Source organism: Arachnia rubra, assembly GCF_019973735.1.
Classification (GTDB): domain Bacteria; phylum Actinomycetota; class Actinomycetes; order Propionibacteriales; family Propionibacteriaceae; genus Arachnia; species Arachnia rubra.
Map to the genome: position 1 here is coordinate 352,792 of NZ_AP024463.1, position 12,024 is coordinate 364,815.

General features: G+C 61.9%; 12 protein-coding genes. 6 read left to right on the top strand and 6 right to left on the bottom strand.

Going from position 1 to position 12,024, the window contains the following annotated elements:
• The gene (locus SK1NUM_RS15135; RefSeq protein ID WP_244980180.1) at nucleotides 1–174 is read left to right on the top strand and encodes a hypothetical protein; all 174 of its coding nucleotides are present in this window, start codon (nucleotides 1–3) and stop codon (nucleotides 172–174) included.
• On the opposite strand, the gene SK1NUM_RS01510 is transcribed toward SK1NUM_RS15135, so the two are convergent.
• Nucleotides 171–992, bottom strand: coding sequence for a glycosyltransferase (locus tag SK1NUM_RS01510; protein ID WP_212324429.1), 822 nt, complete (start codon nucleotides 990–992; stop codon nucleotides 171–173). The genes SK1NUM_RS15135 and SK1NUM_RS01510 overlap by 4 nt on opposite strands.
• Nucleotides 993–1,188: 196 nt before the next feature.
• On the opposite strand from SK1NUM_RS01510, the gene SK1NUM_RS01515 reads away from it, so the two are divergent.
• From SK1NUM_RS01515 to SK1NUM_RS01525, 3 genes are all read left to right on the top strand, one after another.
• Nucleotides 1,189–2,280 (top strand): glycoside hydrolase family 16 protein, encoded by a 1,092-nt coding sequence (locus SK1NUM_RS01515; protein WP_223927721.1) that lies wholly within the window; start codon nucleotides 1,189–1,191, stop codon nucleotides 2,278–2,280.
• A gap of 302 nt (nucleotides 2,281–2,582) precedes the next feature.
• Nucleotides 2,583–3,854 carry a CotH kinase family protein gene (locus tag SK1NUM_RS01520; RefSeq protein WP_212324431.1) on the top strand — a complete coding sequence of 424 codons (1,272 nt, stop codon included), beginning with the start codon at nucleotides 2,583–2,585 and terminating at the stop codon, nucleotides 3,852–3,854.
• A gap of 618 nt (nucleotides 3,855–4,472) precedes the next feature.
• Nucleotides 4,473–5,582: an ISAs1 family transposase gene (locus SK1NUM_RS01525; protein ID WP_223927724.1), complete on the top strand. Its 1,110-nt coding sequence runs from the start codon at nucleotides 4,473–4,475 to the stop codon at nucleotides 5,580–5,582.
• Between the two features lie 315 nt (nucleotides 5,583–5,897).
• Here the strand turns inward: SK1NUM_RS01525 and SK1NUM_RS01530 are convergent, their stop codons facing one another.
• Nucleotides 5,898–6,182, bottom strand: coding sequence for a hypothetical protein (locus SK1NUM_RS01530; RefSeq protein WP_212324432.1), 285 nt, complete (start codon nucleotides 6,180–6,182; stop codon nucleotides 5,898–5,900).
• Nucleotides 6,183–6,344: 162 nt separating this feature from the next.
• On the opposite strand from SK1NUM_RS01530, the gene SK1NUM_RS01535 reads away from it, so the two are divergent.
• A complete protein-coding gene (locus SK1NUM_RS01535) occupies nucleotides 6,345–7,841 on the top strand; it encodes an IS1634 family transposase (protein WP_422388885.1) in 1,497 nt (498 codons plus the stop codon).
• Here the strand turns inward: SK1NUM_RS01535 and SK1NUM_RS01540 are convergent.
• From SK1NUM_RS01540 to SK1NUM_RS01555, 4 genes are all read right to left on the bottom strand, one after another.
• Nucleotides 7,838–8,275 carry a hypothetical protein gene (locus tag SK1NUM_RS01540; RefSeq protein WP_212324434.1) on the bottom strand — a complete coding sequence of 146 codons (438 nt, stop codon included), beginning with the start codon at nucleotides 8,273–8,275 and terminating at the stop codon, nucleotides 7,838–7,840. The genes SK1NUM_RS01535 and SK1NUM_RS01540 overlap by 4 nt on opposite strands.
• 498 nt (nucleotides 8,276–8,773) lie before the next feature.
• Complete coding sequence (locus tag SK1NUM_RS01545; protein WP_212327380.1) at nucleotides 8,774–9,664, bottom strand: IS3 family transposase; 891 nt, start codon at nucleotides 9,662–9,664, stop codon at nucleotides 8,774–8,776.
• Nucleotides 9,655–9,942 (bottom strand): transposase, encoded by a 288-nt coding sequence (locus SK1NUM_RS01550; RefSeq protein WP_212320937.1) that lies wholly within the window; start codon nucleotides 9,940–9,942, stop codon nucleotides 9,655–9,657. The genes SK1NUM_RS01545 and SK1NUM_RS01550 overlap by 10 nt, the downstream gene beginning before the upstream one ends.
• A gap of 42 nt (nucleotides 9,943–9,984) precedes the next feature.
• Nucleotides 9,985–10,410, bottom strand: coding sequence for a hypothetical protein (locus tag SK1NUM_RS01555; protein ID WP_212324436.1), 426 nt, complete (start codon nucleotides 10,408–10,410; stop codon nucleotides 9,985–9,987).
• 331 nt (nucleotides 10,411–10,741) lie between these two features.
• Between SK1NUM_RS01555 and SK1NUM_RS01560 the strand changes: the two genes are divergently transcribed.
• Nucleotides 10,742–11,809 (top strand): alkene reductase, encoded by a 1,068-nt coding sequence (locus tag SK1NUM_RS01560; RefSeq protein WP_212324438.1) that lies wholly within the window; start codon nucleotides 10,742–10,744, stop codon nucleotides 11,807–11,809.
• Nucleotides 11,810–12,024: the final 215 nt, after the last annotated feature.

Consider the following 12,024-nt stretch of genomic DNA (forward strand, 5'->3'; position numbering starts at 1 on the left):
ATGCAGCACGTCGCTGAGCAGAGCAGATTCCAGTTCGACTTCACCCAGATTGATCCACGGCTGTGGAACCACGCCTCAGCGCTGAGTGTGCCCGTTTCCCCTAGCTTTGAGCCCAACCCCCGCCCCCTCATCGGGGTTTTCCAGGCAGCCACCATCGACCGCCCGGCTACCTAATGCCGCCTCCTCCAGAACCACTGCCGCACCGCCCAGGCGCGCCAGGAGAGATGCGCCACAGCGGGCAGGCAGCGGCGCAGGGCGGCTGGGACCTCGTAGCGCGGCTCAGCGGCGACGTTTTTCAGGAACCGCAGATGCTCGTCGAGCTGCTCGCGGGTGTGGCTGCTCGACAGCGAGTCCTGCCAGATGCGGAACGAGGCGTACGACTCGGGCTGGCCGACCATGGTGCCGCGGTCGATGAGCCGCAGCCAGGCGTCGATGTCCATCGCGAACACAACCGACCCGTCGAAGCCGCCGATCGCGTCGAAATCCCGGCGCCGGAACATCACGCACGCGGACTCGCCGACCGGGTTGATGCCGTAGCGCACCGTGACCCTCGCGACCTCGGGGGCGGTGCGGGTCCCCAGGAGATGCGGCAGGCCGGCACCGCGGGTCAGGACCTGGCCGTCGCCGTCGATGAGGTTGCGGCGGCACGCGACGAGACTGACCGACGGGCTCTCCAGGGCCGCAGCCTGTGAGGCGAGGCAGCTGGGGTGGATGAGGTCGTCTGCGCAGACCACTTTGATCAGTTCGCCCCGGGCCTGCTCGACGGCGGCCTGCCAGTTCTGCGGCAGCGGGACGGTCTCGTCGGAGCGGACGTAGCGGATGCGGGGGTCGTCGAACTGCGCGACGACCTCGCCGGTGCCGTCCGTCGAGCCGTTGTCTCTGACCACAACCTCGAAGTCGGCATCTTCGCTGGCCAGCACCGATCGCAGAGTCGATGACAGAGTTGACGCCCCCTGATACACGGGGATGCAGACCGAAATGTGTGGCTTCATCAAACGCTTCTTCAGACTTCCGACGATTCCGCGGGTTACCTTGTCAGCCCCCGGCCATTGTTTCGCAGCCTAGCGTGTCGCGGCTTGATGGCGGGCTTTGAGGGGGATTTCAGCATGTCCGCGACACTCGCAGGGTTGGGTCTGAGCTGATCGAGAGTTAAGGTGCCTTCTGTACAATCCAGATGGGAGGGAAATTATGAAGAAGCGATTGATCTTACCTTTCGTGACGCTGGGGATCGCCTCAGCAATGGTCGCAGGAGGCCTGCTGACGCAGCCTCGGGCCATCGAAGCAGAACCAGGGGCCGGGGGGGCCGTGCCTTCGAAGTCGAGGCAGGTCACCACGGCCTCGAGCATTAGTTCTACGGGGGCTTCCAGCACCGATGCACCGAGTTCACCCGCGACGACTGGCGGGGAGCCGTCCGCGGAGACCGGCGCATCAGCAGAGCTGGCAGTCAACGAGCAGTCGTCTTCGGGTAATTCCCCCAGCGAGCAGTCATCACCGGATCAGCAGTCGTCTCCCGACGCCCCTGAGACGCCGCTGAAGACCTTCCAGAATCAAACGGTCTCCAACGACACGTCTCAGCACGGTCAGTCCGAGGCGCAGATTGACGGCTGGAACATCGACTACTTCGACGGCTTCGATGCGTCGATCGAGTCGACCGAGTGGGAACGCTACGGCTGGGGCAACCCCGACGTCGGACATGGCGCGATGGGCGTGATGTCCCAGGAGAACTCGTTCATCCAGGACGGCAAGCTCACCATTCGCACCAAGTACGAGAATGGCCAGTGGAGCGCTGGCGGTGCTGGGTCGAGGAACATCTTCTCGGCGTCGGGCGGCCGCTGGGAGGTTCGTGCGAAGTTCCCGAACGCCAAGGGAATCGGCTACGCTTTCCTGCTGTGGCCGGAGGACGGCAGCTGGCCCCCGGAGGTCGACTTCGCTGAAGGCCGGGTCAACGGTCCCGAGGTGATGGGTGTCTATCACTGGGATTCCGACGACAAGCAGGAGCACCGTTTCTTCGACAACCAGGACATGAGTGGTTGGCACAACTACGGTGTGATCGTTGACAACGACCAGATCACGTTCACGTTTGACGGTCAGCCATGGGGTGAGATCAAGCAGCCGAACATCACTGACAAGAAGATGTGGGTCGGCTTCCAGACTGGTGCGATGGACCCCAACGGATGGCAGAACAACACCGAGACTGTTGATGGCGGTGTGCCCAACAGCCTCACTCCCGACGTCGCGGACATCGAGATCGACCACGTCGCCCACTACACCAGGGGCTGAGTAGCCCATGAGGTCGTCGCCTCGGCTTGCTGACGACTTTCTCCAGTCAGCGGCCGGGGACGGCCAAAGAGCGGATAGGGTAGACGTTCCGCCAGGGACGCGCCCCTGATCGCACATGCATGAAACGCCGTGAAAACCAGAACTACTGACGAAATGTCGTCGGTGTCTGCTGTTTTTGCGGCGTTTCATGCATTTAAGGGTTGGTCCTGAGCCCGGTGTCCGGTCCGCCGCATACCGCGTCCTCCGGGATGCGACCCCGATGGGTTTCACGGAACTTCAGAGGATCGGGAGGAATCGAAATCATGAGGCAGCTTTCGCGCCGCGGTGCACTCGCGGTGGGGGTGGGGGCGCTGGGAGCCGCCGCCCTGACTGGCTATGGGCCGTTCCAGGCGACGGCCTTGGCCATCCCCGGAGGAGGACCGGCCGCCGGGGGTTATCTCGCCCCCGAGACGCTCCACTCGGTTGAGATCACCGTCGACCCGGGCGTCTACCGGCAGATGATCGAGGCGTATATCGATGACGAGTCCAAGAAATGGGTCGAGGCGACGGTGATCGTCGACGGGATCACGTACGAGAGGGTCGGAGTCAGGCTCAAGGGCAATGTCTCCTTGAGGGGAATCACCCTCAACACCAAGCCGCAGAAAATCTCCTGGCTGGTGCGGTTCGACAAGTACGTCGACGGGGCCAGTCACAACGGCATGAGCAGCATGGTGATCCGCAGCAGCACCTCGTATTCGGCCCTGAACGAGGCGGTCGCCCTGGAGCTGCTGGCCCGGACGGGACTGCCCAGCGAGAAGGCCGCCTACATCAGCCTCAGGGTGAACGGCTCCGAACCTGCCCTGCGGCTGACCTGCCAGAACCCGGACGAGACCTGGGTGAGGCAGAACTTCGACGTCGCGGGACTGCTCTACAAGGCCAAGGCGGGAGGCGACTACGCCTATCGCGGCACCGATCCAGCGGCCTATAAGTCTTTTTTCGAGCAGGAGACCGGGAAGGCGGATCTCTCCCCGCTCATCGAGTTCCTGTGGTTCATCAACGAGTCCAGCGATGCTGCCTTCCAATCGGAGCTGGCACAACGGGTCGAGGTCGGGAAGCTGGTCACCTATCTGGCTTTCGAGGACGTCATCGACAACCTGGACGACGTCTCCCTCACCGGGGGAGGCAACAACACCTTCCTGTGGTGGGCGGAGCAGGCCAGGCAGATGACCGTCGTGGCCTGGGATCACAACTGCGCCTTCGGGCTCCAGGCCGGATTCGGCCCGGAACCGCCGGAAAGTGGAGGCGAAGAATTCGTTCTGGGCCAGCAGGTAAAGGGAACAGGGTCGCAGTCCCAAGACGACGCCGACGAGGACAGGACGAATCCCCTGATCAAGCGCTTCAACGCGCTCCTCGACGGCGAATCCAAAGTTGCTGCTGAACGCGACCGGCTCAAGCAGGCGCTCTACGCCTCCGGCGAGGCGCAGAGCATCCTCGATGCCCGCGCAAAGCTCCTAACCGACCAGGCAGCAGCCTTGATCGACCCGTCGACCGTCGTGACGGAGAAACAGCACATCGCCGCCTACTTCTCCCAGTAGCACGCGGTGGGGCCGTGGGCTGTTCGACCGTTCCCCGTCGCCTTTCCAGGTTTGCTGGCCTTATTGCTGTTTGCTGGCCTCACAGCACAGGCAAACGTGAACAAGGCCAGCAAACCGGGAGGTGGGTTCGTCGCGTGCTGGTCAGCGGCCGTCCGGACGCAGGGCCGCGGCCGTGTCAGCGGCCACGGCCAGCGGATCGGTGATGGGCCGGCCGAGCAGCTGGGGCAGGTCGGGGCTGGTGCCCGCCAGGAATCCATCCAGACCGCCTGGCCATATCTTGCAAGCCTCCGCCGGATGGTTGGTAATGTCTATTCGCCAGGGAATTGAAGGCCTTCCTTCTCCTCAATCGTCCGGAGGATTGTGATTGCCAGTTCGAGTGCCTGAATCGCGTCAACGCCGAAGACGGAATGCGTGTAGTCGGAATTCAGGCCGGTTATTTTCAGCAGGACTCTCCATTCGGAATCCCCTCAGGGCCTCGGCAAAGTCGTGGTGTCTGGGGTGTGGCTAGGTGTGATGGGGGCGTGGGGCCTGTGGATTCTGGGATGATGAGGGTTCCTACACACCTTGTCATCACCGAGAAATCACGAGGCCCCACGCGTGTGCTCATCATCCCTCACCATGCCTGTCTGCGGCCAGTGGCTGCTGGGTGTGTTCGCCACCATCGCTGACCCTCGGGGACGTCGTGGTCGCCGCCACGACCTGGCCGGGGTTCTTGCCATCGCTACAGCGGCGGTGTGTGCCGGTGCGAGCAGCCTGGTCGCGATCGCCGAGTGGGCCGCTGATGTTGGCCGCGATCTCCTGGCCACGTCGGGGCTGCTGCGCCCGGGGCGTCGAGTACCGTCGGAATCCACGATCCGCCGAATCCTCCAAGCCCTCGACGCCGACGAACTGTCCGCGATGGTCGGGGCGTGGCTGCTGGCCCGTGACGCCACCCGATGGAAGGGTCGCATGGTGGTGGCGGTCGACGGTAAAACCTTGCGTGGAGCGAAAACTCGTGACATGGCCGCGCCGCATCTGCTGGCCGCTGTCACCCGCGGCGGGATCGTGGCCGCACAACACCAGCTCCCCGCGAAGACCGGCGAGATCGCCGCCCTGCCGGTTCTGCTGGAATCCCTGCCACGCAGCAAGATCGTTGTCACCGCTGATGCGTTGCACACCCAGCGCTCCACTGCCTGCACCCTTACCGGGCAGGGTCATGACTACGTGCTGACGGTGAAAGGCAACCAGCCCCGCCTACGGACCGCGTTCAAGGCCTTGCCCTGGAAGAACATCCCCGCCCACCACAGCACGACCACCGGTCATGGCCGGCGCGTGAGGCGCACGATCAAGGTCTGTCAGGTCCCTGACTGGATCGACTGGCCGGGTGCCCGTCAGGTCGCACAGTTGCGCCGTACTCGCACCATCGACGGCCGCAAGACCGTGGAGGTGGTTTACCTGATCACCTCCCTCGATGCCCGCCAGACCAGCCCCGCTGACCTCGCTGACCTCATCCAGAGTCATTGGGGTATCGAGAACCGGCTGCACTGGGTCAGGGATGTGACCTTCGACGAGGACCGTCACCAGCTCCACACCGGGCACGGCCCCGCCGTGATGGCCACGCTACGCAACACCGCGATCAGCCTCCATCGCCTGGCCGGAGCTGTCAGCATCGCCGCAGCCCTCAGACACCACTCTAGAGACCCTCTGCGACCACTCCAACTCATCACCCAACCCCGACAAATCCCCTAGCCAACACGAAGAATGAAAGACTTTGCCGAGGCCCTGGGAATCCCCTGATTCTGAAACCCGTGTTGGAAGGGACAGGGATGCCTTCACAATGTCGCCGCCATCGTGGTGATAGGTTCTTGTGAACAACGGTTCTCAGGTGCTCGTGGTGACTGGGGGATTGTCTCGCAAGAATAGCTCATGCAGCATTTCTTGCCGAGGCGTAGTCCTGGAGTTGTTTCGGATAGTGCGGTGGCGTTGCGAGATGGTCTCGGCGAGCTGAGGAAAGAGCATCAAATTTCCTGAATATTCTTCCCAGCCTATCCCGGCGGTCGGTGTTCACCGTCGTCGGGTGGGTGTGGTGGTGGGGCGGCTATTACGGTCGGGGATGGTGACGACGTGGGCTTCGATCACATTCACTTCTAGTTGGGACGACAACTCAAGCTTGATGGTGCCGGTTTGTCCCATCCCGGACCAGACAACAGTCCAGTAGCTGGTGGCGGTGACTGTGTATGTGCCGCGCTTGGGGTACTGGTAGCCGCAGAACGGTGATGCCTCATCCCGGGTTTTGTTTGCTGGGTGTGGTATTCCTTTGCCGCAGGTTTTGTGGTGGCCGTCGCCCATGTCCCAGTCCAGACGGGTGACGCTGGCGGTGGCGGTGACGCTGTAGCCTGACTTGGCTCATGTTTGGTGTTTTTGGGGTTGGAGGGGGTGTTGGCTAGGGGTTTTGGTTGGTGTGGTGTGCACTAATCGGGGGTGTTTTAGCCTGTTGGGGTGAGTCCGTATGTGAGGACGGTGAAGACCGCGTCGGGGGCGACGGCGGTTCAGGTGGTGTGGTCGTCGTCTCGTGGATCGCGGTCGATGGATCACATCGGGTCGGCACACACACCGGAGGATGTTGAGGTGTTGAAAGCGGTGGCGCGGCAACGCATGATCGCCGCTGGTCAGGACGAACTCGATTTCGGGGACGGGCAGCCACGACGGCGGGCGCTACCGATCCGGCGGTCGCGGGCGGAGCACTTGTGGAATGCCTTGTCGGTCGGGTTTGAACGGCTCGGGTTCGATACCGCCAGTGGTGGTGACGAGGTTTTCAAGCAGTTGGTGCTGGGCCGGTTGATCGAGCCGGCCAGCAAGTTGGAGACCTTGCGGGTGCTCGAAGAGATCGGGGTTCGGCCTTGCGGCTACGCGACGGTGAAGCGTCGGCTCGCCGTGTATGCCGAGCCGGCGTGGCGGCAGCAGATAGCGTCCGCGTGCGCAGCGCATGTGGGGTTGGGGCCTGCCACCTTGGTGTTGTACGACGTGAGCACGCTCTACTTTGAGACTGATGTTGGGGACGGGTTCCGGGAACCCGGATACAGCAAGGAACGCCGCTTGGAACCCCAGATCACCATCGGGTTGTTGACCGACGCGCGGGGGTTCCCGTTGATGGTGGAGGCGTTCGAGGGTAACCGTGCGGAGACGACCACGATCATCCCGTCGCTCCAGGCGTTCCAGGCCGCTCACGCCCTGCCGGAGGTGACGGTGGTGGCTGATGCGGGCATGTTGTCTGACGGGAACCTGCGGGCGTTGTCCGGGGCGGGGTTGCGGTTCATCGTGGGTCAGAAGATTCCCGAGGTCCCCTACATCGTGCGGGAGTGGCTGAAGACCCATTCCGGTCAGCAGCCCCCTGACGGGCTGACCCTGACTCAACCCTGGTCGAGGGGCCCGGCCGGGGCAGCAGTGACAGAGACGATCTACTACCAGTACCGGGCCGACCGAGCACGCCGGACGTTGCGCGGTATCAGCGAGCAGGTCAGCAAGGCCGAACGCGTGGTCGCGGGGAAGATCCCGGTGAAACGGAACCGGTTCATCACTCTCACCGGCGCACAGAAATCGGTGAACCGGGACTTGGAGGCCAAAGCCAAAGCGCTGGCTGGCTGGAAGGGATACATCACGAACCTGGCTGACCCGAGGCCGGAGTACGTGATCGGCGCCTACCACCAGTTGTGGCAGATCGAGAAGTCGTTCCGGATGAGCAAATCCGATCTGAAAGCCCGCCCGATCTACCACCACCTGAAAGACTCGATCGAGGCCCACCTCACCATCGTGTTCGCCGCCCTCGCCGTCGCTCGCTGGTTGGAGGCCACCACCAAAGTCAGCTTGAAGACCCTGGTCAAGACACTACGCCGCTACCGAACCATCGACATCCAAGCCGGCGACGCCATCGTCACCGCTGAAGACCCCATCCCCGACAACATCCAAGCCTGGCTCGACGCCATCCACAACACCCGGGAACGACACTAAATGAGCCAAGTCAGGCCGCGCTTGGGGTACTGGTAGCCGCAGAACGGTGATGCCTCATCCCGGGTTTTGTTTGCTGGGTGTGGTATTCCTTTGCCGCAGGTTTTGTGGTGGCCGTCGCCCATGTCCCAGTCCAGACGGGTGACGCTGGCGGTGGCGGTGACGCTGTAGCCGTCCTGGGAGGCGGTCTTGACGATTGGTCCCCACGTGTTGGGGGCGGGGTCGGTGACCCACAGCCAGTTACGCCACCCCACCAGAGTGTGGCGGCCGGGGAAGCCTTCAATCCGGTCCGGCCACATCCCCATCCCCACCGGCTGCAACCCCATGCGCTCCACCGCGATTTTGGCCAGATCAGCGGGATTCGGCGCAGCAGCCTCTTCGGCTCCGGGTGCCCAATAGTTGTAGCCTGTCAGCAGGTTGGAGCATCGCATAATCACCCCACCACTATGACCAGCCCAGATCGGATCCGACTTGGGAGGCTGCGGGCTAGCGATATTCGTGTAGCAGTTCTTCCCAGCATTCCACGTAAACCCGCGACTCGACTCACAACTGATCTCACTACCATCCCGGCCATAACACTTCTGCTCCCCACCCGAACCACTACCAGGAGCAGCAGAAGCTCCCGGCCGCGACCCACCAGAACTCCCCGGAGTCTTCACCTCGATTCGGCAGGAACCGAATTGTCCGTTTTGTCCGCACCTAACTTCGGCGGCGGCTTGTTGCATGGAGAGGTTGGCCAGTATGAGTAGGAATGCGATGAGGAGAGTGAATTGTTTCTTCATGGTTAACACCCACCGACGATTTCATTGGTGGCATCGCCAATCAGCCATACCGTGGCGGGTTTGACCACCTGCATATCCCACAAGAGATAGCGCGGCCTGGTGGGGTTTGTGGAGTGCTATGGGTTTTGTGGACACTACTGAAAAATGGGATTTCTAGGCTGCTTTCTGGTGTTGGCTCCATTCTTGGTGGACGTGGTTGGGGGTTCGGTACCCTAACGCCGAGTGAAGTCGTTTCTGATTGTAACGTAACTCGATCCAGGCTGTCACATCCTTTATAGCATGTTTCCGTGTTGGGTAGATCTTCCGGTTCACTACCTCCTTCTTGCAGGTGGCATTAAATGATTCCGCTGCGGCATTGTCGTAACACGACCCAGTTCTACCTACCGAGGCACGGATACCATATGTGTTCATGATTTCCGCGTAATCAGCTGAGGTGTATTGCGAACCACGATCCGAATGGAAGACGGTTTCACCTCGGGTTACTGGGCAATTTCTGACTGCCATGTGTAAAGCCTCGGCAACAAGCCGGGTGCGCATATTCCCGGCGATCGCATAACCGATGATCTTTTTCGAGTAGCAATCCATGACGGTTGCTAGATAAGTGAATCCTTCCCAGGTGGGGATGTAGGTGATATCGCCTACCCATTTCTGCCCTGGTTTGTTGGCGGTAAAATTCCTTTTCACCAGATCCGGGCGGTGGTGAAGATCCTGGGCCGGGATGGTGGTACGGACCCGTTTCCGGGGCTGACAGGCCACCAAGCCAGCCCGGTGCATGAGCTGACGCACCAGCTCTGGGCTCGCGTGGATTCCCCGTTCAACCAGAGCTGCGTGGATACGTCGATACCCGTAGGTTTGCTCAGACTCGTGGAAGAAATGCGTAATTAAAATAGTGAGTTCTTCCCGGCGTTTCTGCGTCTCGGATAAACCCTGATTCCGCCATCTGTAGTAGCCGGAACGAGACACTCTGGCCCAGCGGCACATCAGATACACAGGATAGCTGCCTTCCTCGCGGTGAATATAAACATATTTCGCTGCTACCGGGATTCCTGCGCGAAGAAGGCCGCCGCTTTTTTCAAAAACTCGATCTCCATCTTCGCTTCACGCAACTCAGCCTGCAAGCGCTTGTTCTCCGCCACCTGATCCGACGAGGCTTCTACCATACCTGGGTCGGGATGCTGCTTCCGCCATATTCTCACCCAGTTACCCACAGTTTGCGGAACCAGATTGTAGGACTTCGCCACTTCCGCTATCGGCCGAGACCCCTCAAGAACCTCCGCGATGATTTGTTCTTTAAACTCTTTACTAAATTTCGAAGCCGGCATAGTACAGATTTTACCTCACATGTTCGAATAAACTCAGGTTTTTCACCACTGTCCACGAAACGCCGGGCACTCCATTACGGTGCTCTCCCCGGTTTTGGCGTCGACAAGGTCCGTGTCCTTGCCATCGGTGCACACCTGCACCTGCACCATCCGGGCCCCATCCACATCCACCGGCTCCGCAGCACCCTTGATATGGGTTGTAAAAACCCCCTTCTGCACCCAGCCTTTGCTGCGGTACTCGTCAATGTCCTTCAGATCCAGATCCTGCGTCTGCCCCGTAGTGATATCCGCCAACGGCTGAACCGAGGTTTCAGGATTGGTCCTGATCTCGTCCAGGAGGTGGAAATATTCGATGATCCGGTCGGCGGCTTCCTGCTGCTCCGGGCTGAACGTCTCCGACGGCTGCGGCGACGCACTAGAAGACGGAGACAGGCTAGGAGATGGGGACGTCGTCGACGGCGCCACCATCGTTGTCTTCCCCCACGGCGAAGGACTCTTCGGAGCAGAAGACCCATCACCACCACACCCTGACACCACAACCACCGCCACCACAGCGGCAGCAATCCGCATACCCGAGCGAACCATCACTCACACCTCCATTGGTGCACCACAACCCCCAGGACAGGAGGATGGAACTGATCCTAGATAACACAGCCCCTCTTCGGGGAGGAATCCCAGAAATTCCCGCGCAGGACCGAGGATGGTGCTTCAGGAGGGGGCTTCCGTCTGGCTGCGGGACTCTCTGAAGCCCCGAAGCGGCCTGCTTGACTGTTCAACGAACCAGAGTAAGAATGTTTACATGGAACTTTATTCCTCCTTCGACTTCGGACCGTACCAGCTGCGCAACCGGCTCGTCATGGCGCCCATGACCCGGCTCCGCGCCGGTGTGGAAGGTGTCCCTGGTGACCTGGTCGCTGAGTACTACGCGCAGCGTGCCTCGATGGGTCTGATCGTCACGGAGGGGGTCTTTCCCGACCTGGCGGCGCGCACCTGGCTTGGGCAGCCGGGCATAGAGACCCCCGAGCAGATTGCTGGCTGGCGGAAGATAGCCGACGTCGTACACGATCGGGGCGGCACCATCGTCATGCAGATCATGCACGCGGGCAGGCTCAGCCACCCGACGATCAACGGCACCGGCCGGGTGGTCTCGGCCAGCGCGACGACCGCCCCCGGATACACCCACAACACCGCCGGCCGCGTCGACTACATCCAGGCCGAGCCCCTGACCGAACCGGAGATCGAGCAGATCATCGCCTCCTGGGTGCGGGCGTCACGCCACGCCATCGACGCAGGGATGGACGGCGTCCAGATCCACGGCGCCAACGGCTACCTCATCCACCAGTTCCTCTCAACCAACACCAATCTGCGCACCGACGCCTGGGGTGGTAGCCCTGAGGCCCGGGCACGTCTGGCGATCGAGGTGACGCGGGCCGTCGTGGCTGAGATCGGCGGGGAGCGCACCTCGATCCGCCTGTCGCCGCAGCACAACATCCAGGGCATTGAGGAGACCGACGTCTCCGACGTCGACGCCACCTACCACCACCTGGCCAGGGAACTTGAGCCACTGGGGCTGGGCTTCGTCGACATCCTCCACGCCGACCCGGCCTCCGGTCTGGTCCAGGGCCTGCGACGCGCCATCGGTGCGCCCCTCGTGGTGAACCAGGGGTTCGTGACCATGACCACGCGGGACAGTGCCGCCGCCTACATTTCTGAGGGCGTGGCCGATGCGGTGGCGGTCGGCCGGCCGGCGCTGGCCAATCCGGACCTGGTGGAGCGTTGGCGCACCGGCGCACCGGAGAACGCCCCGGTCCAGGAGACGTTCTACGGCAGCGGTCCCGAGGGTTACACCGACTATCCGTTCCTCTGACCGCACCTGCCCAGTCTCACCAGCTCCGATCAGCCCTGTCAGCAATTTGACACGGACCGGTGCTCTCAGCGGCCAAGACATCAGTGGGCTGGTTGCAATGCAACACCGTATTACGGAATCCCTCCAAACCTCCGGTTGCCGCAATCTATGCGGTAACCGGAGGCTTCATCACGGGAGGTAGGCCCATTAATTTATCCTAGTTTTCTCCTCGGAAT

What these genes read in the sequence shown, in the direction of transcription:
- SK1NUM_RS01560 (WP_212324438.1), top strand. Translation starts at nt 10,742, where the DNA reads ATGGAACTTTATTCCTCCTTCGACTTCGGACCGTACCAGCTGCGCAAC.
- SK1NUM_RS01530 (WP_212324432.1), bottom strand. Translation starts at nt 6,182, where the DNA reads ATGGGCGACGGCCACCACAAAACCTGCGGCAAAGGAATACCACACCCA.
- SK1NUM_RS01550 (WP_212320937.1), bottom strand. Translation starts at nt 9,942, where the DNA reads ATGCCGGCTTCGAAATTTAGTAAAGAGTTTAAAGAACAAATCATCGCG.
- SK1NUM_RS01515 (WP_223927721.1), top strand. Translation starts at nt 1,189, where the DNA reads ATGAAGAAGCGATTGATCTTACCTTTCGTGACGCTGGGGATCGCCTCA.
- SK1NUM_RS01555 (WP_212324436.1), bottom strand. Translation starts at nt 10,410, where the DNA reads ATGGTGGCGCCGTCGACGACGTCCCCATCTCCTAGCCTGTCTCCGTCT.
- SK1NUM_RS01525 (WP_223927724.1), top strand. Translation starts at nt 4,473, where the DNA reads ATGCCTGTCTGCGGCCAGTGGCTGCTGGGTGTGTTCGCCACCATCGCT.
- SK1NUM_RS01520 (WP_212324431.1), top strand. Translation starts at nt 2,583, where the DNA reads ATGAGGCAGCTTTCGCGCCGCGGTGCACTCGCGGTGGGGGTGGGGGCG.
- SK1NUM_RS15135 (WP_244980180.1), top strand. Translation starts at nt 1, where the DNA reads ATGCAGCACGTCGCTGAGCAGAGCAGATTCCAGTTCGACTTCACCCAG.
- SK1NUM_RS01510 (WP_212324429.1), bottom strand. Translation starts at nt 992, where the DNA reads ATGAAGCCACACATTTCGGTCTGCATCCCCGTGTATCAGGGGGCGTCA.